Annotated in this window: 16 protein-coding genes; 15 read left to right on the top strand and 1 reads right to left on the bottom strand. The window is 67.9% G+C overall.

What is annotated here, in order from left to right:
* The first annotated feature begins 78 nt into the window (after positions 1-78).
* From pepN to JS528_RS03125, 9 genes are all read left to right on the top strand, one after another.
* On the top strand, positions 79-2,688 hold the full coding sequence (pepN, locus tag JS528_RS03165) for an aminopeptidase N (RefSeq protein ID WP_214357662.1): 2,610 nt from the start codon (positions 79-81) through the stop codon (positions 2,686-2,688).
* A gap of 124 nt (positions 2,689-2,812) precedes the next feature.
* Positions 2,813-3,679 (top strand): sulfite exporter TauE/SafE family protein, encoded by an 867-nt coding sequence (locus JS528_RS03160; protein ID WP_214357661.1) that lies wholly within the window; start codon positions 2,813-2,815, stop codon positions 3,677-3,679.
* Between the two features lie 178 nt (positions 3,680-3,857).
* Positions 3,858-5,243 (top strand): phosphoglucosamine mutase, encoded by a 1,386-nt coding sequence (glmM, locus tag JS528_RS03155; RefSeq protein WP_214357660.1) that lies wholly within the window; start codon positions 3,858-3,860, stop codon positions 5,241-5,243.
* Positions 5,244-5,294: 51 nt separating this feature from the next.
* Positions 5,295-5,948 carry a peptide deformylase gene (locus JS528_RS03150; RefSeq protein WP_214357659.1) on the top strand — a complete coding sequence of 218 codons (654 nt, stop codon included), beginning with the start codon at positions 5,295-5,297 and terminating at the stop codon, positions 5,946-5,948.
* A gap of 236 nt (positions 5,949-6,184) precedes the next feature.
* Complete coding sequence (locus JS528_RS03145) at positions 6,185-7,861, top strand: ABC transporter substrate-binding protein (protein WP_214357658.1); 1,677 nt, start codon at positions 6,185-6,187, stop codon at positions 7,859-7,861.
* A gap of 8 nt (positions 7,862-7,869) precedes the next feature.
* The gene (locus tag JS528_RS03140; RefSeq protein WP_214357657.1) at positions 7,870-8,832 is read left to right on the top strand and encodes an ABC transporter permease; all 963 of its coding nucleotides are present in this window, start codon (positions 7,870-7,872) and stop codon (positions 8,830-8,832) included.
* On the top strand, positions 8,832-9,815 hold the full coding sequence (locus tag JS528_RS03135; RefSeq protein WP_240541306.1) for an ABC transporter permease: 984 nt from the start codon (positions 8,832-8,834) through the stop codon (positions 9,813-9,815). The genes JS528_RS03140 and JS528_RS03135 overlap by 1 nt, the downstream gene beginning before the upstream one ends.
* A complete protein-coding gene (locus JS528_RS03130) occupies positions 9,805-10,596 on the top strand; it encodes an ABC transporter ATP-binding protein (protein ID WP_214357656.1) in 792 nt (263 codons plus the stop codon). The genes JS528_RS03135 and JS528_RS03130 overlap by 11 nt, the downstream gene beginning before the upstream one ends.
* Positions 10,589-11,422: an ABC transporter ATP-binding protein gene (locus JS528_RS03125; protein ID WP_214357655.1), complete on the top strand. Its 834-nt coding sequence runs from the start codon at positions 10,589-10,591 to the stop codon at positions 11,420-11,422. The genes JS528_RS03130 and JS528_RS03125 overlap by 8 nt, the downstream gene beginning before the upstream one ends.
* Before the next feature lie 196 nt (positions 11,423-11,618).
* On the opposite strand, the gene JS528_RS03120 is transcribed toward JS528_RS03125, so the two are convergent.
* Entirely contained in the window at positions 11,619-13,205 is a 1,587-nt protein-coding gene (locus JS528_RS03120) for a glycoside-pentoside-hexuronide (GPH):cation symporter (protein WP_214357654.1), read from the bottom strand.
* 537 nt (positions 13,206-13,742) lie between these two features.
* On the opposite strand from JS528_RS03120, the gene JS528_RS03115 reads away from it, so the two are divergent.
* From JS528_RS03115 to JS528_RS03090, 6 genes are all read left to right on the top strand, one after another.
* Positions 13,743-14,111, top strand: coding sequence for a GntR family transcriptional regulator (locus tag JS528_RS03115; RefSeq protein WP_214357653.1), 369 nt, complete (start codon positions 13,743-13,745; stop codon positions 14,109-14,111).
* The gene (locus JS528_RS03110; RefSeq protein WP_214357652.1) at positions 14,108-15,100 is read left to right on the top strand and encodes an ATP-binding cassette domain-containing protein; all 993 of its coding nucleotides are present in this window, start codon (positions 14,108-14,110) and stop codon (positions 15,098-15,100) included. Before JS528_RS03115 ends, JS528_RS03110 begins: the two co-directional genes overlap by 4 nt.
* Positions 15,097-16,101 carry a hypothetical protein gene (locus tag JS528_RS03105; RefSeq protein ID WP_214357651.1) on the top strand — a complete coding sequence of 335 codons (1,005 nt, stop codon included), beginning with the start codon at positions 15,097-15,099 and terminating at the stop codon, positions 16,099-16,101. Before JS528_RS03110 ends, JS528_RS03105 begins: the two co-directional genes overlap by 4 nt.
* Positions 16,102-16,799: 698 nt before the next feature.
* Positions 16,800-17,822 carry a pyridoxal-phosphate dependent enzyme gene (locus JS528_RS03100; RefSeq protein WP_214357650.1) on the top strand — a complete coding sequence of 341 codons (1,023 nt, stop codon included), beginning with the start codon at positions 16,800-16,802 and terminating at the stop codon, positions 17,820-17,822.
* Between the two features lie 160 nt (positions 17,823-17,982).
* Complete coding sequence (locus tag JS528_RS03095) at positions 17,983-19,167, top strand: cystathionine gamma-synthase (protein ID WP_214357649.1); 1,185 nt, start codon at positions 17,983-17,985, stop codon at positions 19,165-19,167.
* Between the two features lie 22 nt (positions 19,168-19,189).
* Positions 19,190-21,184: a RecQ family ATP-dependent DNA helicase gene (locus JS528_RS03090; protein WP_214357648.1), complete on the top strand. Its 1,995-nt coding sequence runs from the start codon at positions 19,190-19,192 to the stop codon at positions 21,182-21,184.
* Positions 21,185-21,225: the final 41 nt, after the last annotated feature.

Raw genomic sequence — 21,225 nt, 5'->3', positions numbered from 1 at the left:
GCACCAGCAGTTAGGACAAAGCTCCCCCTGAACACAAGGGGGAGCCTTGTTCATGTCTAAGGATATTAAGGAGCATCCATGCCCGGATCGAATCTGACCCGCGTCGAGGCCGAGGCCCGCAAGGCCGTCGTCGAGGCGCCCATCCATTACCACGTGAACCTCGATCTGACCGTCGGCGCGAAGACCTTCGGCTCGGACACCCTGATCTGCTTCAACGCGCAGCCGGGATCGTCCACCTTCCTCGACCTGATCGCCGACGAGGTGAGCGAGGTCACGCTCAACGGCCGCGCCCTGGACCCGGCCGAGGTCTTCGTCGACGACCGCATCGAGCTGACCGACCTGAAGACCAAGAACGAGGTCGTCGTCAAGGCGCTGTGCCGCTACTCCAACACCGGAGAGGGCCTGCACCGCTCCGTCGACCCGTCCGACGGCAACGTGTACCTCTACTCCCAGTTCGAGGTGCCGGACGCCCGCCGCGTCTACGCCGTGTTCGACCAGCCCGACCTCAAGGCCACCTTCGACTTCAAGGTGCTCGCCCCCAAGAGCTGGATCGTCACCTCCAACATGCCGGCCGCCTCCGTCGAGGAGAGCGACCGCGAGACCGCCGAGGGCACGCTCGAGGCCAAGCCGGCCGAGACGTCCAGGCTGTGGTCCTTCGAGGCCACCCCGGTGATGAGCTCCTACCTCACCGCCATCTGCGCCGGCCCGTACGCCGAGTGGCACACCGAGTACCACAACGAGGACGGCCGCGTCATCCCGATGGCGCAGTACTGCCGTCAGGCCGTCGCCGAGGCGTTCGCCAAGGACGTCGACTACCTGTTCGACATCACCAAGAAGGGCTTCGCCTTCTACGCCAAGACATGGGGCGTGCCCTACCCGTACGCCAAGTTCGACCAGATCTACGTGCCCGAGTACAACGCGGGCGCGATGGAGAACATCGGCATGGTCACCATCCGCGACTCCTACGTCTTCGAGTCCAAGGTGACCGACGCCCTGGCCGAGCGCCGCGTCGTCACCGTCCTGCACGAGCTCGCCCACATGTGGTTCGGCGACTACGTGACGATGAAGTGGTGGAACGACCTGTGGCTCAACGAGTCCTTCGCCGAGTTCACCTCCACGCTCGCCACCGCCGAGGCCACCGAATGGCACGACGCATGGGCCACCTTCTGCTCCGGCGAGAAGAGCTGGGCGCTGCGCCAGGACCAGCTGCCCACCACGCACCCGATCGTCGCCCCGATCAACGACCTCAACGACACGTACGTGAACTTCGACGGCATCACCTACGCGAAGGGCGCCTCCGTGCTCAAGCAGCTCGTCTTCTACGTGGGCCGCGAGAAGTTCTTCCAGGGCATCCACAACTACCTCAACAAGCACGCGTACTCCAACGCCACCCTGGGCGATCTGCTCAACGAGCTGGAGGCGACCTCCGGCCGCGACCTCAAGGCGTGGAGCGCCAAGTGGCTCGAGCAGTCCGGCATCAACACGATCGCCCCGGCCCTCGAGGAGAACGGCGACGGCACCATCGCCTCCCTCACCCTCACCCAGACCGCGCCGGCCGAGCACCCGGTCCTGCGTCCGCACCGTCTCGCCCTCGGCTTCTACAACGAGGACGAGGCGACCGGCCGCATCGTGCGCACCGACCGACTCGAGCTCGACGTCGACGGCGAGACCACCACGGTCGAGGCCGCCGCGGGCAGGCAGCGTCCGGCCCTCCTCCTGATCAACGACGAGGACCTGACCTACACGAAGATCCGCTTCGACGCCAACTCCCTGGCGTTCGCCGAGCAGCGTCTGCCCGACTTCGACGACGCGCTCGCCCGCGCCGTCATCTGGCTCGCCTTCTGGGACATGACCCGCGACGGCGAGTTCCCGGCCGAGCGCTTCGTCGACCTGACGCTGCGCCTGCTGGCCACCGAGACCGAGTCCACCACGTTCCGCTACGCGCTGGCCTGCATGAGCACCACCGCGCACCACTACGTGGCCGCCGACCGTCGCGACGAGGTCCTCAAGCACGTGGCCGCCGAGCTGTGGAAGCTCGCGTCCGCCGCCGAGGCCGGCTCCGACGCCCAGTTCCAGCTCGCCACCGCCTACCTCGGCTACGGCGAGGAGGGCGACGACGCGTTCGTCGCCAACGCGAAGGGCCTGCTCGACGGCTCCGTCGCGCTCGACGGCCTCGAGATCGACAACAACTTCACCTGGACGATCGTCAACGCCCTGGCCTCGGTCAACGAGTACGACGAGGCGGACATCGACGCGCAGCTCAGGAAGAAGGAGACCACGGAGAACCGCGAGTTCGCCTACGGCGCCCGCGCCGTCAAGGGCACCGCCGAGGCGAAGGCGTGGGCGTGGGACCAGGCGCTCAACAACGCCGACCTGACCAACAGCCAGCTCGAGGCCGTGGCCCGCGGATTCGCCGCCACCCCGCGCCCGGATCTGGCCGAGCCGTACGCCGCGAAGTACTTCGAGACCGTCGACTGGATCTGGAAGAACAAGACCTTCCACATGGCCGAGGCGCTGCTCGAGGGCCTGTACCCGGGCTACGCCGACCCGTCCGAGCTGGTCTCGCTCGGCGAATCCTGGCTCGCCGCCCACGAGGACGCCGACGCCGCGCTGCGCCGCATCATCCTCGAGAACGTGTACTCCTCCAAGCGCACGCTCAAGGTCCGCAGGTACAACGAGTCCCTGTGATCCGCTGAGCCCGTGCACGCGACCCGCATAGGGTCCACATAACAAGAGAAAACCCGCGAACCGTCCGCAACGGCGTATCCTCGCACAAGGTCAGGGAACCTTGGAACGGGAAGGAAGCCGAAGGATGGTCGCGGGTTTTTCCGTCGTCACGCTGCTGCTGATCCTGCTCGCCGGCATCGGCGCGGGATTCGTCGGATACGCGGTGGGGGCGTCGTCGCTCGTCTCGTACCCGGCGCTGCTCGCGCTCGGCATCCCGCCGGTGCTCGCGAACGCGTCGAACACGGTCGGCGTGGTCGGCACCGGCATCGGCGGTGTGATGGGCGCCAGGCGCGAGCTGAAGGGACAGATGGCGCGCGTCGCCGTCTACGTCGCCATCGGCGCGGTCGGCGGCGTGGCCGGTGCGTTCCTCCTGCTCGAGCTCGACCCCAAGGTCTTCGAGTTCGCGGCCCCCGCGCTGATCCTGTTCAGCTCCCTCGTCATCGCGGCCAATCCGCGCGGCCGCATGCAGGCCAAGCAGGCCGCGCGCGACGCGCACGAGCAGCTCCGGCTCATGCAGGAGCGCCGCGCCGACGACACCGGGGCCGTCGAGCGGGCCGAGGCCGCCTCCGAACGCCCGGTCCAGCCGATGAGCCGCGACTCGTGGTGGGTGTGGCTCGGCGTGGTCGGCACCGCCGTCTACTCCGGATACTTCGGCGCGGGCGCCGGCACCGTCGCGCTCGCCGTGCTCGACGCCGCGAACATCGGCCCGTTCCACAAGATCAACGCGCTGAAGACCCTGATCGGCACCGGCGCGAACATCACCGCGTCCGTCGTGTTCATCGTGCGCGGCGTCGTCGACTGGCCCGCCGCGATCATGCTGTGCATCGGCTGCTTCATCGGCGGGTACATCGCCCCGCCCATCACCCGCCGCATCCCGGCGCGCGTCATGCGCTGGGCCGCCGTCATCGCCGGCGTCGTCCTGACGATCGACCTCGCGATCAAGACGTACTGAGCGGCGGTCGTCCCCGGACGCCGAATGTGCCCGAATCGGGAAGCAATCGGACGAAACGGGTGATTTTGCGTCCCGCGCCGATTACGATGGGTCACGTTATTCGGGGCGCGCCGCTCCGGGCCAGCGGACCCGGTCGTGCGTCATCCTGATCCGTTCGATTGAAGGATGTTCAGCAACTATGCCGAAGATGTTTGGAACCGATGGTGTTCGCGGTCTCGCGAACCGTGATCTGACGGCGCGTCTCGCGCTCGATCTGGGCGACGCCGCCGTGCGCGTGCTGGGCGACGCCGGCACGAAGGACAACCAGCCCGAGGGCCGTCGCCGCGCGCTGATCGGCCGCGACACGCGCGTGTCCGGCGACTTCCTCGCCTCCGCGCTGTCCGCGGGCATGTCCGCCGGCGGCTTCGACGTGATCGACGCGGGCATCATCCCGACCCCGGGCGTCGCGTACCTGACCTCCGTGCTCAACGTCGAGATGGGCGCCGTGATCTCCGCATCCCACAACCCGATGCCCGACAACGGCATCAAGTTCTTCGCGCGCGGCGGCTTCAAGCTGCCCGACGCCAAGGAGGACGAGATCGAGGCCGTGCTCGGCCAGGACTGGGACCGCCCGACCGGCGCCGGCGTCGGCCGCGTCAGCCACGACACCGTGACCGCCACCAACCTGTACATCGACCATCTGGTCTCCGCCATCGCCCCGGTCAACCCGGACAAGACCCAGCCCAAGCCCCTGAAGGGCCTCAAGATCGTGGCCGACTGCGCGAACGGCGCCACCTCCGTCGTGGCCCCCGAGGCGCTGCGCCGCGCCGGCGCCGAGGTCATGGTCATCAACGCCTCCCCGGACGGCTACAACATCAACAAGCACGCCGGCTCCACCCACCCCGAGCAGCTGCAGGCCATGGTCAAGGCCACCGACGCCGTCATGGGCGTCGCGTTCGACGGCGACGCCGACCGCTGCCTCGCGGTCGACGAGGACGGCAACATGGTCAACGGCGATCAGATCATGGGCATCCTCGCGCGCGCCAAGAAGGAGGCCGGCAAGCTCGCCGACAACACGCTCGTCGTCACCGTCATGAGCAATCTGGGCCTCAAGCTCGCCCTGCGCGACATGGGCATCAAGACCGTGCAGACCGCGGTCGGCGACCGCTACGTGCTCGAGGAGATGCTGCGCGGCGGCTACACGCTGGGCGGCGAGCAGTCCGGCCACGTCATCAACCGCGAGTTCGCCACCACCGGCGACGGCACCCTGACCGCGCTGACCCTGTGCAACGAGGTCGTCCGCTCCGGCAAGAGCCTCAAGGAGCTCGCCGCCGACTTCCCGCAGCTGCCGCAGACCCTCGTCAACGTGCCGAACGTCGACAAGATGGCCGCCCCCACCAACGCCAAGGTGCAGGCCGCCGTCGAGCGGGAGTCCAAGCTCCTGGGCGACACCGGGCGCGTGCTGCTGCGCCCGTCCGGCACCGAGCCGCTCGTGCGCGTCATGGCCGAGGCCGCCACGCAGGAGCAGGCCGACGAGGTCTGCGCCCGTCTGGCCAAGGTCGTCGCCGACGAGCTCGCCCTGTAGACCGAGCCGTCCCACCCGTCACCCATCAGGCCCCACCAGCAAAGGACCCATATGTTCGGAAAGAACGCGAAGGTCGACCTCGCGCTGAACCGCGACGTCGAGCAGCTCATCAAGACCGGAGGCAAGGAACAGATCCTGCCGATCGTGCAGGCCGGCGAACCGGTCCTGCGCCAGCAGACCGCCGCCTACACCGGCCAGCTGTCCAAGCGCACGCTCGCCAAGCTCATCGAGACGATGCGCGTCACCATGCTCGAGGCACCGGGCGTGGGACTGGCCGCCACGCAGATCGGCCTGGGCCTCGCGCTCGCCGTCGTCGAGGACCACGTGCGCGACGACGAGGACGACCCGCGCGAGATCGCCGAGTTCCCGTTCCACGTGATCATCAACCCGAAGTACACGCCGGTGGGGGAGAGGACCGCCAGCTTCTACGAGGGCTGCCTCAGCTTCGACGGCTATCAGGCCGTGCGTCGCCGCTGGCTCGACATCACGGCCGAATGGGACGACGAGGACGGCAGGCACCACAAGGAGCAGCTGCACGGCTGGCCGGCCCGCATCTTCCAGCACGAGACCGACCATCTGAGCGGCGAGCTGTACATCGACAAGGCCGAGATCCGCTCCCTGACCACCAACGAGAACCTCGAGGACTTCTGGTGCGAGGACCCGGTCCCCACCGACGCCGCCGAGGAGCTCGGCTTCGAGCTGTGACCCGACGGACGTGACGTCGGAACGACGCCGACCGAACGATGACGATGGCCCCTCCCCGTGAGGGGCCATCGCCGTATCGGCGCCGGCCCGCGGATCATGCCGGGGCGCATCGGTCGGATCGTGGTCTATAGTGGTACGCGGTGATCGACCTCGACCGGGGCGGTCAACCGCACACACATCACATCACACGATCGGAACCGGGCGACGCATGCCCGCTTCCGCACTAGGGAGACGATATGTCCCAGGACAACGGTGCGCACGGCCGGACCGGCGCGACCAACGAAGAGCAGAAGAAGCACGATGCGGCCAGCACCGACGCGAGCCTGAACGCCCGCGCGAAGACCCCGAGGAAGGGCGGCAAGGGGCCGAAATGGTGGTTGTGGTCGCTGATCGCGGTCATCGTCGTCTCCGCGCTCGTCGTCGGCGTCAACACCTTCTTCACGAACAGGCAGGCCGGCGCGGACGCCGCGGCCGGCGGTTCGACCGCCGCATCCAGGCAGTCCGACACCGTCTCGATCGGCCTCAAGCTCGCCCCCGTCAACCTCGACATCCGCCACCAGTCCGGCTCCGCGCTCGAGCAGATCCTCATCGGCAACGTGTACGAGAGCCTCGTCTCGCGCGGCTCCGACAACAAGGTCCACCCGGGCCTGGCCAAGAGCTGGGAGGTGTCGAAGGACGGCCTGACCTACACGTTCCACCTCAACGACAAGATGACCTTCTCCAACGGCGACGCGCTCGACGCCGACGACGTGGCCTGGTCCATCAACGAGCTCAAGGCGAGGAAGTACTACAACTACGATCAGGTCAAGAACCTCGACAAGGCCGAGGCCGTCGACCCCACGACCGTGAGGATCACCCTCTCCGCGCCCGACTCGAACATGCTGTGGTACCTGACCGGCCGCCCCGGCCTCGTCTACGACAAGGACGGCACGTGGGACGAGAAGACCGGCGCGCTCGGCTCCGGCCCGTACACCGTCGCCTCGTTCGACCCGAGCGACAAGATCGTGTTCAAGGCCAACCCGAAGTACTGGGGCACCGCGCACAAGGCACGGACCGAGAACGTGATCATCCGCTTCCTGCCCGACGACAACGCCGGCATCAACGCGCTCAAGAGCGGTGACGTGCAGGTCCTCTCGCCGATCACCGCGACCCTCGCCGAGCCGTTCCGCAAGGACTCCGACTACGTCGTCAAGGAGGGCGACGGCTCCGACAAGTTCGTCCTCGCCTTCAACATGACCAACGCGAAGCTCGCCGACAAGCGCGTGCGCCAGGCCATCCGATACGCCATCGACCATAAGCAGATCATCGCCTCGCGCGGCGGCGTCGACGCGGCCCTCGGCGGCCCGATCCCGAAGGTCGATCCCGGCTACGAGGACCTCACGGACCTCTACCCGCACGACGAGGCCAAGGCCAAGGCGCTCATGAAGGAGGCCGGCTACTCCGAGTCCAAGCCGCTCGAGCTCACCCTCACCTACGCGAACGTGTACGGCACCGAACTCGGCGACCAGCTCAAGAGCCAGCTCAAGCCCATCGGCATCGACCTGAAGATCAACTACGTCGAGTTCTCCACCTGGCTGCAGGACGTGCACACCAACGGCGACTACGACCTCTCGCTCGTCGACCACGCCGAGAGCCACGACTTCTACAAGTGGGCCACGCCGAGCTACTACTACCACTACGACTCGAAGCAGGTGCAGGACCTCTACGCCAAGGCGCTCGTCGCCACCTCCGACGACGAGGCGTCCAAGTACCTCGCCAAGGCCGCCAGGATCGTCTCCGAGGACGCCCCCGCCGACTGGCTGTTCAGCTGGCGCGTCGAACAGGCCTACGCCAAGGGAGTCAAGGGCTATCCGCAGAACCTCTCCCAGACCGTCCTGCCCCTCTGGCAGGTCACCTACACGCCGAACAAGTAAGGACTCCGATGCGATTCGTGGTGAGGCGACTGCTGCTGTTCGCGGCGGCGCTGGTCGGAGTGTCGGTGCTTGTGTTCGCGGCGCTGCGCATCCTGCCGGGCGACGTGGCCGTCGTCATGGCCGGCACCAACGCGTCCGCCTCGCGCGTGGCCGAACTGCGCGCCGAGTTCGGGCTCGACCGGCCGTACGTCGTCCAGTACCTCGACTGGGCCGGTGGGCTGCTGCACGGCGACCTCGGCATGTCCGCGCTGACCGGACGGGCCGTGGCCGCACAGGTCGGCCGCCGCGCCGCGATCACGTTCCCGCTGATCGTCATGAGCCTCGTCATCGCGCTCGCCATCGGCCTGCCGCTCGGCTGCGCCGCCTCGATCGCGCGATCGCCGCGGCTGCGCGGCCTCTTCCACGTGCTCGCCATCGCAGGAGGAGCGGTGCCCGCCCTGTGGAGCGGCCTGCTGCTGCTCCTGCTGTTCGGCCGGGGCGTCGGTCTCATCGGCCTGTTCCCCTCGCAGGGCTTCCCGGCCGACGGGTGGGGTGATCCCGCCCGCGCGATCGCCTCGCTGATCCTGCCGGCGCTCGCCACCGGATTCGTCGCCGCGGCCGGCATCATGCGCTACACGCGCGCCGCGCTCGACGACGTCGCCGTCGACGGCGGGCCGGTCGACATGGCGATGGCCTGCGGCATGACCCGCACGCAGGCGATGCTGCACGTGGGACTGCGTCTGGCGACCCCGCAGCTCGTCTCCGTCATCGGACTCACGTTCGCCTCGATGATCACCGGCGTGATGGTCATCGAGAACCTGTTCGCCCTTCCCGGACTCGGCGCGCTGCTCGTCGGCGACGTCGGCAACCGCGATCTCGTCGCCGTGCAGAGCGAGCTGTTCCTGCTCGCCGCGTTCTTCCTCGTGCTGGGACTGATCGTCGACCTGACCCACCGCGCGCTCGACCCGCGGCTCGCAGCGGAGGAGGAATGATGCAACGACTTCGTGTGATCCTGCGCACCATGTGGTCGCGCGGCACGGGCCGGTACGCGCTCGTCGTGCTCGCCCTGTGGCTGCTCGTCGCGCTCGTCTCCCTGTTCTGGACGCCGCGTCCGCTGCTCGCCACCGACGGCTACCACGTGTGGGCCGTCCCGTCCGCCGACCACTGGCTCGGCACCGACGGCACCGGCGCCGACGTGCTGAGCTGGCTCATGGCCGGCTCGCACACCAACCTCGTGATCGCGCTGCTCACCGTCGTCTGCTCGGGGGCGCTGGGACTCCTGCTCGTCGGCCTCATGGTCGCGCGCTCCTCGGCGCTCGCCTCCGTGTCGGTCGCCGTCGTCGACGCGCTCATCTCCATCCCGACCGTGCTCATCGCGCTGCTCCTCGCCGTGCCGTTCGGCGCCTCGGCGGCGGTCGTCGTCGGCGCCTGCTCGATCGCCTACGGACTGAACCTCGCCCGCGTGGCGCGTCCCGCGGCCCTGCTCGCCGCACGCTCGCAGTACGTCGAGTCGGCGCGGGCCGACGGGGCGAGCGGCCTCTACGTGCTCGTGCGGCACATCGTGCCGAACATCACGCCGGTGCTTGCGGTGCAGCTGTCCATGTCGGCGGGCACGTCGGTGCTGGCCGAGGCGGGACTGACGTACCTCGGCGTCGGCGTCGGTGCGGGCGTGCCCAGCTGGGGGCACTCGCTCGCGACCTCGGTCAAGCTGATCAACGTGTTCCCGCTCACCGTGCTGTGGCCGGGTTTGATCGTCACGCTCGTCGTCGTCGCGTTGAACCTGTTCGGGGACGCGTTGCGCGACGCGGCCGATCCCGTGGCGAATCCGGCGCTTCGTGCGGGTGTCCGGGGTGAATCCGCTGATGCGATGCCCGACACGCTCCAGGCCGCTCGGCCAAGCCTACGGTCGGGCATCGCATCAGCGGATTCACCCCTCGTTGCACATGGGACGAAGGAGATCGTCGATGAGCGTTGAGATCGAAGGGCTGCGTGTCGCCGTCGGGGCGACGGAGATCGTGCACGGGGTGGATCTGGCGGTCGGCGACGGGGAGCGCGTCGGTCTGATCGGGTCGTCCGGGTCGGGCAAGTCGATGATCGCGAAATCGCTGCTGGGACTGTTGCCGCACGAAGCGACGCCGTCGGGGCGGATCGCGATGGGCGATGCGGTCGTGCTCGGCGACGACGGCTACGCGGACGAGCGGACGCTCGCCGATCTGCGCGGACGATACGTGGGAACCGTGTTCCAGAATCCGGCGGCGGCGCTGAACCCGGTCGCGACCGTCGCCAAACAGATCGAGCTGCCGCTGCGGATGCACTACGACCTTGGCGCAGGCGAGCGCGAGGAGCGCGTTCGCGCCATGCTCGACAAGGTCGGACTGCCGCAGGACGTGCTGAACAAGCGCCCGCACGAGCTGTCCGGCGGGCAGCGCCAGCGCGTCGGCATCGCGACGGCGCTCATCACCTCGCCGCGCTTCATCGTCGCCGACGAGCCGACCACCGCGCTCGACTCGATCACGCAGCGTCAGATCGTCGACCTGCTCGTTTCGCTCGTCGACGACGCGGGCGCGTCCATGCTGTTCATCACGCACGATTTCGCGGTGCTCTCGCGCGCCACCACACGCTGCTACGTGCTCGAGGCCGGCCGTGTGGTCGAGACCGGGACGACCGCCGACCTGCTCACCGCGCCGAAGGCCGCGCCCACCCGGGATCTCGTCTCCGCCGCCCGCACCCTAACGCTGGAGGCGCATCATGACTGACATCCTGCTCGCCGCACGCCACATCGACGCCTCGTTCGCGGCCCGCGACATGCACGCCGGGCTGTCCGGGCTCCTCACGCCGAAGCGTCGCCGTCAGGTGCTGTTCGACGTGTCCGCCGAGGTGCGTGCGGGGGAGTGCCTCGCCGTGATCGGCGCATCCGGCTCGGGCAAGACCACGCTCACCCGCATCATGCTGGGCCTCGACGCGGCCGACGCCGGAACGGTCTCCTACCGGGGCGACGAGGTCGCGCGCGGCACGGCCGGCATGCGGGCCCTGCGCGCCGAATCGTCGATCGTGTTCCAGGACCCGTACGGTTCGCTCGACCCGAGATGGACCGTCGAACGGTCGGTGTCCGAGCCGCTGTGGCTGCGCCGCCGCGCGCTCGGATTCGCGTTCGACGAGGTCGGCGCGAGGACCGCGCAGGCGCTGGCGCGCGTCGGTCTCGACCCGCGCGCGTTCCTCGACCGCTATCCGTGCGATCTGTCCGGCGGACAGGCGCAGCGCGTCGCCATCGCTCGCGCCATCGTCAACGAGCCGAAGGTCATCCTCGCCGACGAGCCGATGAGCGCCATCGACGTGGCCGCGCGCATGCAGATCCTCGAAACGTTCCAGTCGATCCTGCACGGCTCCGGCACGGGGAGCGGGCATTCCGGCCGGCCGGCGCTGATCATCGTGTCGCACGATCTCGGCGTCGTCCAGCACATCGCCGACCGCATCCTCGTCCTGCGCGACGGGCGCGTGGTCGAGACCGGTCCCACGGATCGGGTGCTCGGGAGCCCTGAATCCGACTACACCAGACGTCTCATCGAGGCCGCCTCGCTGTAGGGGGAGGGCGTCGTCTGCCGCGGTTCGTCCGATCGTCCGACTCACGGCGATCCCGGAGCCGATGCGCGCCGTACCGGGTATGGGAATCCCGCGAAATGCGAATATGAGGAGCCGCACCTTGCGATCGTCGGATCGAGGTGCGGCTCCTCATATTCGCATTTCCGGGGTTGCGGTTCCCTCCCTACGGAATCGGACGTCAGGCGGCGTCGGCGATGCCGGTGACCTCGGAGGCCTCGGCCACGACGCGCGCGGCCTGCGCCGCCGCGTCGGGCGTCTGCACGCCGTCGGCGACCTGGACCGCTCCGGCGCCGCGCACGGACGCGGACTCCTCGGAGGAGGCGCCGTTCTCGCGCGCGAGCTTGACCTCGAGCTGCTTGACGATCTCTGCGTGCATCTTCTCGCTGATCTTCACGGTGAAGAAGTACACGAGGAAGCCGAGCACGATGAGCGCCATCGGGATGTAGAACGCGAAGGTCTTGAACGTGGCGATGTTGCCCGCGGTCATGTCGGCGGCGGTCGCGTGGCCGGTCATGCCGGCGGAGACCGCGATGAAGCCGACCAGGCCGTTGGAGACGGCGCCGGCGATCTTGTCGAGCATCGGGCGCACGGACAGGGTGACGGCCTCGTTGCGGCGGCCGTTCTTGAGCTGGCCGTACTCGATGGAATCGGTCAGACCGAGGATGACGGTCATCTGGATGAAGGTCTGCGGAACGTAGTACAGCACCAGCGCCGCGACCACCAGCGGCAGGCTCTTCGTGCTGGCGCTCAGCAGGAAGACGAGGTAGGAGACGACGACCAGGGCCATGCCGCCGAGGAACAGGTAGCGGCGCGGCACGCGGCGGTTGACGATCGGGTAGAGCGGGGACATGATCAGGCCGACGACCACGGGCACGACGCCGGCGATCGAGTAGCTGTTCGGCAGGCCGAGTACGAACTTGAACAGGTAGAACAGCACGCCGGTGGTGGCGACGTTCGCGATGGCGTAGCACAGGTAGCTCAGCGCCACCCACAGCAGCTGGTCGTTCTGGGCGATCGCCTTGAAGGCCTGCAGCGGGCCGCCGGCCTTCTGCGCCTTGGAACGCAGGGCGCTCTCGTTCTCCTTGGTGCCGAACGCGACGGTCCAAGCGGTCAGGATGCCCAGCAGGGCGACGATCACGGCGAACGCGGTCCAGCCGGCCTGGCCCTGTTCGTGACGGCCGGTGAACATGTAGGTGAAGGCGGTGACGATCGGGACCACGACGACGGTCAGGCCGTTGTAGCCGATGGAGCCGGTGAACGTGCCGAGCGCGGTGTAGACGGAGCGTTCGTGGGAATCCTCGGAGATGGCCGGGATCATGCCCCAGTAGGAGATGTCGCGCAGCGAGTAGAACACGTCGAGCACGATGAACGTGATGACGAAGAGCACGATGAACCACGTCTGGTTCACGTTGACCAGACCGAACAGGCCGGTGAACACCATGACGAGCAGCAGGGCGGAGACGAGGCCGCCGAGGAACTGCCACGGGCGGAAGCGTCCGAACTTGGTGGTGGTGTTGTCGACGAGGTTGCCCAGCAGCGGGTCGATGAAGATCTCGGCGATGCGGATCACGACGACGAGGCCGGTGATCAGCGCGATCAGGCCGGCGGCCTTGCCCTTGTCGACGTTGGCGAACAGCGCCTCGGTGACGTAGATGACGAAGTAGGTGCTCAGCGCGTTGTAGAACGCGGACTGACCGAAGTTGCCGCATGCGTACGCGATGCGTTGCGCGAGATGCGGCTGCGTCTGTGCCTGCCCTTGACTCATGATTGCTCTCTTCCTTGAATGATTGCGCTAACACGCGTCATAATACCCCCGTATTTCAACAAAAAACAACTTCATTGGCACAAAAAGTAACAAAATGGGTAAATTCAGCACGTTTGAAACGATATAATCGGCCATGAAAACGGTTATTGTCTAGTATTTACGTCGCTGATTCGGCGTGTCGCACGCTGAAGTCATCCATATTGCAGCCCTTCCGAATCGTTTGGTTGCGATAACAACGTTGTCGTTGCGGTGTTTTCGGCCTTCGCGACGACGTCCGCGGGGCCGCCTCGTCGCCCCGATGGCATGCCGGACGCGTTGACGTGACGACGCGTGGGTTCTATAGTTAGTTACATGACCAACTAACCAACGAGGTGTATCGGAGGAACGGCCGAAGGGTGGTGGTCATGCGGTGCGGGCGATGGAAGCGCGAACCTCTATCGCCGCTACGGCGCTCGGGCGCACGGGAGCGTGCGTCGCACGTGCGGGCCGCGCGGGCCCGCGCGAATCCCGGACAGACATCGAAGGAGGTGTACCGTCTTGCATTTCGACGACACCAGCGGCGAGCCGCTGTTCCGGCAGGTGGCGAACCAGCTGAACGAGGCGATCATCGCCGGCATCTACAAGGAGGGGGAGCAAGTGCCCAGCACCACCGAAATCTCCACGGCCTACCGCATCAACCCGGCGACCGTGCTCAAGGGCATGAACCTGCTGGTCGACCGGGGCCTCTTGGAAAAGCGCCGCGGCATCGGCATGTTCGTCGCCGCGGGCGCCCGGCGCAGGGCCGGCGACGACAGGCGCGACGAGTTCCTGTCCGTCGAGGTCGCGCGGTTCGTCGCCGAGGCGAAGCGCCTCGGCATCGGGGCCGACGAGCTCAAGGCCATCATCGAAAGGGGGTACGCATCATGACTCTGGCCATCAGGGACCTCACCAAGACGTTCCGCAAGGGCGGCGCGCCGGCGCTCGACCATGTGAACCTCACCCTCAAGCCCGGCATCCACGGCCTGTTCGGCCGCAACGGCGCCGGCAAGTCCACGCTGCTCGGCGTCATCGCCAACCGGCTGCTGCCCACCTCCGGCGTCGTCGAACTCGACGGCGCGGACGTGCGCGACAACGAGGACGCGCAGGGGCGCATCACCCTCGTCAACGAGACGCTGCCGTTCATGGCAGCCGTGCGCACCACGGCGATCCTCAAACGCGAGGAGCGCTACTACGGCGGCCTCGACTGGGCGTTCGCCGTGCGCATGCTCACCGCGTTCGGCGTCGAACCGGGCACGGCGTACAGCCAGCTCTCGCTCGGCCAGCGCCAGATCGTCCGGCTCGCCGCCGCACTATCCGTGCCGGTCGACGTGCTGCTCCTCGACGAACCGGTCAACGGCCTCGACGCGGCCAACCGCGAGCGCTTCTACCGGTTCCTGCTCGAATCGTACGGCGAGCGTCCGCGCATTATCGTCGTGTCGACCCACATCATCGACGAGGTCGCGCAGGTGGTCGAGCGCGCGGTCATCCTCGACAAGGGCCGCATCGTCGACGCGTTCGACGCCGATTCGGTCGCCTCGCGCGCGACCGTGCTCGTCGGCGATGGGAGCCGGATCCGCGCGTTCGTCGAGGCCGACGGTCTGCAGGTCATCGCCGACGAGCGCATCGGCCGGCTCGCCAGCGTCACCGTACGCGGCCCCGTGCCGATGCGCGACATCCCCGAGGGCGTCGTCGCGAGCGGCCTCGGCCTGCAGGACTACTTCATCCGCGTCACCGGTGTCACCGGCGTCGACGGCGATGCGGCAGTCGATCCAATCAACCGTGATGCGGCCGGCGGGGCCATCGGCGGAGCCGGTGATGCGGCCGTCGCACCCGACCCGGCCGATGCCGTAGCCGAATCCGAAAGGCGGTCATCATGAACGAGACGACAATCAAGGCGGGCGCCCGCCCATCCTCTCGAGGGAACGCGCATGCAACATCCGGAGGCGCATACGGACGGACCCGTCAGTTCCGTCTGGCGCTCGTGCGGTGCCTGACCCTGTACGCCGTGGTGTTTGCCGTCGCCGTGATCGTCCTCGCCGTGCTGACGTATCAGCGATACCGGGCGATGATCCTGCTGCCGAACGGCCTGTCCGGCGACGTCAACGTCGAACGGATCCTGTTCCCGATGCTGTTCGTGGCGGCGTTGGTCTGGCAGTGGGGGTTCTTCGCGACGCTGCTGTGTCATGGCGTCTCCCGGCGTTCGTTCGTCGGAGTGTCGGCGATTGGAGCTACCGCCATATCGTTGGCCGTCAGCATGGTGATCGTCGCGGCGCGTTATCCGCTGATCGTACTGGGCGGCGACGTGCGGATGGTCTGCGCCAAGGCGATCGGGGGATGTCTTCCCTCCGATATGTTCAAGGCGCCGCTCTCGGAGCAGTTCCTATACGCATGGCAGGAGGTCGGATCGACGCAGACGGTGTGCGACGGGTCGACATGTTCCATTGAAGGCGGTACGGCGACGTACTCGCCGATGCTGCAGTCCGGCTGGCTGTTCATGTTCCTCAAGTTCCTGTCGCTGATGCTCGCCGCCACGGCGCTCGGCATGCTGGTCGGCGCGGTGTTGGCGTGGGCCGCGGGCAGGGGGGTCTGGACGCTCGGCGTGGTGGCCGGTCTCGGATGGGGATTGTTCAGCATGCGGTTCGACATGGCGTACGGGGTCGCCGGCGTGATCGGCGAGCCGTGGCTCGCGACGTGGCTGATAGGGGCCGCCAGCGGCAGGGTGGGAAGTCTCGCGGCCGGCTCCGGCGTCGACTTCGGCACCTATATCGTCTGGATCCCGCTCGTCGAGTCGCTGGTCCTGTTCGCGCTCTGCGTGCTGATCGTATCCCGGCTCACTTCGCGCCGCGAGATCCGGCCGGGCCGCGGCCGTCTCGGGTGATTCATCGGGTGATTCGTCCCGCGGATTCCCCGTCCGCCGGTCCCGTTCCCGTCCATCCTTCCCGTCGGGTGCCGTTTCGGCTCCCTCGGCGTACGGTTTCCCGGGGATTTCACGGTCCGGCGGGCGGACGGCGTGAATGGGCGTCACGTCCGACATCGACGGCACGCGGCTGGTCTGGGGTGTCCGGACCGTCCACGATGCGGACAACGTCGACACGCCCTCGACGGGGAGAGTGGTATCGTGAGTCACATGCAGATTCTCTCGTGTTGTTGTCGCTAACCGACGCCCCCAGGCGAACGGTCAGTGACGCATAACTTGAGATAGAGCTTTCGGACGCGGCGATCGCCGCATCATCCATTTCGAATACGTGCGCGGCGGTTTCAGGCGCATACGGCTATTGGTACGTTGGGGGTACCGATATCCGGTTCGCAAACGGAAATCGAGCATCACGAACCATGGCGAACCAACGTTCGCGTACGGTTCGCGAGCCGCAGGGCAACCGGTCCGCAACGCATCCATCGCATCGCATCAACGCAAAACGTCACCTTCCTTGTTCGTCGGGGAACGTCGGTTCACGACATCGCACGTCGCTTCACCACAACCCACACCAACCCCAATCCCCGAACACGACACACGCAACCGGCGGACCCGCGGAACACCCCGAACCGCACGCCGGAACCACAAGGAAAGAGACGATCATGACCATCGCGAACAGCGTCGCCGACCTCATCGGCGGCACCCCCATCGTCAAGCTCAACCACATCCCGGCCGAGGAGGGCGTCAAGGCCACCATCGCCGTCAAGATCGAATACATGAACCCGGGAGGCTCGTCCAAGGACCGCATCGCCGCGCGCATCATCGACGCGGCCGAACGTTCCGGCGAACTCAAGCCCGGCGGCGTGATCGTCGAGCCCACGTCCGGCAACACCGGCGTCGGACTCGCGATGGTCGCCCAGCAGCGCGGCTACCGCACGATCTTCACCCTGCCCGACAAGGTCTCCGAATCCAAGCGCGCCGTGCTGCGCGCGTACGGGGCCGAAGTCGTCGTCACCCCGACCGACGCCGGCCCCGACGACCCGCGCTCCTACTACCAGGTCGCCGAACGCCTCGCCAAAGCCATCCCCGGCGGCTTCCGCCCCAACCAGTACGACAACCCGAACGGCCCCGCCAGCCACTACGCCACCACCGGTCCCGAGATCTGGGAGGCCACCGAAGGCAAGGTCACGCACTTCGTGGCCGGCATCGGCACCGGCGGCACCATCTCCGGCACCGGCAAGTACCTGAAAGAGGTCTCCGACGGCTCGGTCGTCGTGGTCGGCTCCGACCCGGAGGGCTCCATCTACTCCGCGCCGAGCCTCGCCGACGTCCACCAGTACGACATCGAGGGCGTGGGGGAGGACTTCTACCCGAAGGCCTACGACCGCTCCATCCCCGACGAGATCGTCAAGGCGAACGACGCCGAGGCGTTCGAGATGACCCGCCGGCTCGCCGCCGAGGAGGCCCTGCTCGTCGGCGGCTCCTCCGGCATGGCCGTCGTCAGCGCCATCAAGTACGCGAAGAAGCACGACCTCGACGAGAACCAGCTCGTCGTCGTCCTCGCCCCCGACTCCGGCCGCAGCTACCTCGAGAAGATCTTCGACGACGACTGGATGCGCGCCAACGGCTACGCCGACGTCGTCGAACGCACCACGAAGCCGTCGCTCGCCGAACAGTACCTGTGACCCGCCCCGGCCGGAACCCGGCGCATCGCCGCCCCGGCCGGATCCCCACGAAACCAACCGATAACCCGCCATCAGCAACGTCGATACCGACACACGCAACAAGCCATCCACGCCGACGTACCCTCGAAACCATCGCAACACCGAAAGGAACCCAACCATCATGTCCGCCGAATACAACGCCCAGTTCGCCGCCACCGACATCGCCACCCGCGCCATCCACGCCGGCCAGGAGCCCGACCCCACCACCGGCGCCGTGGTCACGCCGATCTACGCCACCTCCACGTTCAAGCAGGACGGCGTGCTCGGCCTGCGCGGCGGCCACGACTACTCGCGCTCCATCAACCCCACCCGCACCAGCTTCGACGAGCAGCTCGCCGCCGTCGAGGGCGCCAAGTACGCGCTCTCCTTCTCCTCCGGTCTCGCCGCCATCGACGTGCTGCTGCGCGCCACCGTCAAGCCCGGCGACAACATCCTGCTCGGCAACGACGTGTACGGCGGCACCTACCGCCTGCTCTCCAAGGTGTTCGTGCCGTGGGGCGTCGGCCTCGACGTCGTCGACATCACCGATTCCAAGGCCGTCGAGCAGGCACTCGCCGCCAAGCACTACGCGTACGTGTGGGTCGAGACCCCGTCGAACCCGCTGCTCAACATCACCGACATCGCCCTGACCTCCCAGATCGCGCACAAGTACGGCACCAAGGTCGTCGTCGACAACACCTTCGCCTCGCCGGCCCTCCAGCATCCGCTCGACGACGGCGCCGACGCGGTCGTCTACTCGACCACCAAGTACATCGGCGGCCACTCCGACGTGGTCGGCGGCGCCGTCGTGCTCAACGACGACGAGGTGCGCGAGCAGGTCGCGTTCCTGCAGAACGCCGCCGGCGCCGTGCCCTCGCCGTTCGATTCCTGGCTCGACATCCGCGGTCTCAAGACCCTCGCCCTGCGCGTACAGCGCCACTCCGAGAACGCGCTCAAGGTCGCGCAGTGGCTCGAATCGCAGCCGTCCGACGTGATCGAGCGCGTCTGGTACCCGGGCCTCGAATCCCACCCGGGCCACGAGATCGCCGCCCGCCAGATGCACGGCGGCTTCGGCGGCGTCGTCTCCGTCCAGCTCGCGGCCGGGGCCGAGGCGGCCAAGCGCTTCGTCGACCACACCCGCATCTTCACGCTGGCCGAATCCCTCGGCGGCGTCGAGAGCCTCATCGAGGTGCCCGCCGCCATGACCCACGCCTCCGTGGCCGGCACCACCCTGCAGGTGCCCGCCAACCTCATCCGCATCTCGGTGGGCATCGAGAACGCCGACGACCTCATCGCCGACCTCGACCAGGCCCTCAAGGCCATCTGACCGACCATCTACACTGGAGGGCATGACTGACTCCACGGCGGCGCTCGACGCGCTCAAACGGTACTTCGGCTACGATTCGTTCCGCCCCGGTCAGGCCGCCGTGGTGAACGCCCTCCTCGCCGGCCGCGACGTGCTCGCGGTCATGCCCACCGGCGCCGGCAAATCGGTGTGCTACCAGATCCCGGCCATGATCCTGCCCGGCGTCACCGTCGTCGTCTCGCCGCTCATCTCCCTGATGCAGGACCAGGTCGACGCCCTGAACGACGCCGGTATCCCCGCCGCGTTCGTTAACGGCATGCAGGCCCCCGACGAGCAGTCGATGGTCCTCGCCCAGGCCGCCGCGGGGCGCGTCAAACTCCTCTACGTGGCGCCGGAGCGTCTGGAGACGCAGCGGTTCAGGAACTTCGCCTCGTCCACGCCTATCTCGCTGGTCGCCGTGGACGAGGCGCACTGCGTCTCGCAGTGGGGCCAGGACTTCCGTTCCTCCTACCTGTCGATCGGCGACTTCATCACCTCGTTGCCGCGCCGGCCCATCGTCGGCGCGTTCACCGCCACCGCCACCGAGAAGGTGCGCCACGACGTCGTGAACCTGCTCGGCCTGCGCTCGCCGCAGGTCACCGTCACCGGATTCGACCGGCCCAACCTCTACTTCGACGTCCTCATGATGGAGACCAGACGCAAGGCCGCATGGATCGTCGACTACGTCGCCTCCCATCCGGACGAATCCGGCATCGTGTACTGCGCCACGCGCAAGCAGACCGAGGTGCTCGCCGAGACGCTCAACCGGTCGGTCCCGGCGCGTCCCGGCGTCGCCGCGGGGGTCGGCGCCCCGCCGATCGCCGTCGCCTACCACGGCGGCATGAGCCCCGAGGTGCGAGGCGCCGCGCAGCGCGACTTCGTCACCGACAGGGTGCTGGTCGTCGTCGCCACCAATGCGTTCGGCATGGGCATCGACAAGTCGAACGTGCGCTACGTCATCCACCACAACATGCCCGAGTCGATCGAGGCGTACTATCAGGAGGCCGGCCGCGCGGGCCGTGACGGCGAGCCCAGCCGATGCACGCTGTTGTGGAACGAGTCGGACATCGTCACCCGCCGGCGCTTGCTCGACAACGACAACGAGAACGAGCGCATGACCCCCGAGGAGCAGGAGATCGCGCGGCGCAACCGCCGTCGCCTGCTCGACGGGATGATCGGCTACTGCCGCACCACCGAATGCCTGCACCGCTACATGACCCGCTACTTCGGTCAGGAGGACGATCCGACGAGCGGTCCGGCGGGTACGACGGGCGGATGCGTCGCATGCGCGAACTGCGAGCGCACCTTCACCACCGTCGACGTGACCGCCATCGCCCGCGCCATCAGCCAGTGCGTGCACGACGTGGACCAGCGCGTCGGCTCCGGCAAGATCGTCAAGATCCTGCGCGGATCGCAGGCGCAGGACCTCGCATGGCTCAACCCGGCGGCCATGCCCACCTTCGGCATGCTCAAGGACGAGAACGAGGCGCGCATCCGCGACGTGCTGAGTCAGATGGCCACCGACGGATTCCTCTACATCGACGCCGGCAGGCTGCCGATCGTCAGGTTCGGCCATCGCGCCGCCGAGACCGTCGCGCCCGGGTTCCACTACGAGATCAAGCGCGTCGACCGCAAATCCGAACGCGCCGGCGCGGGGGCCGGGGGAGCGCGGTCGCGCCGTCCGGGAGCCGGAATCCCGGGCTCGACCGTCTACGGCTCGGCCGGCACCACCGGCCCCGTCGACCCGGACTCCTACGTGCCGAGCGAGGAGGACGACGCCCTGTTCGAGCGTCTGCGCGCGCTGCGCCGCACGATCGCCCAGGAGATCGGCAAGCCGCCGTACATCGTCTTCTCCGACCGCACCCTGCGCGACATGGCCCGCGTCAGGCCCGTCACCGACGCCCAGTTCCTCGCCGTCAACGGCGTGGGCGAACGCAAGCTCGGCCAGTACGGCAAACGCTTCATGGAGGCGGTCGCCGCGTTCAACGCCGGTCGCTGATGGGTCGCTGACCTCTCGTCGGTCGGCGACCGGTCTGCCGG

It is taken from the genome of Bifidobacterium santillanense (assembly GCF_018555385.1).
Lineage (GTDB): Bacteria > Actinomycetota > Actinomycetes > Actinomycetales > Bifidobacteriaceae > Bifidobacterium > Bifidobacterium santillanense.
The sequence above is the reverse complement of the archived record's forward strand: the minus strand, read 5'-3'. Positions and strand labels throughout refer to the sequence as shown.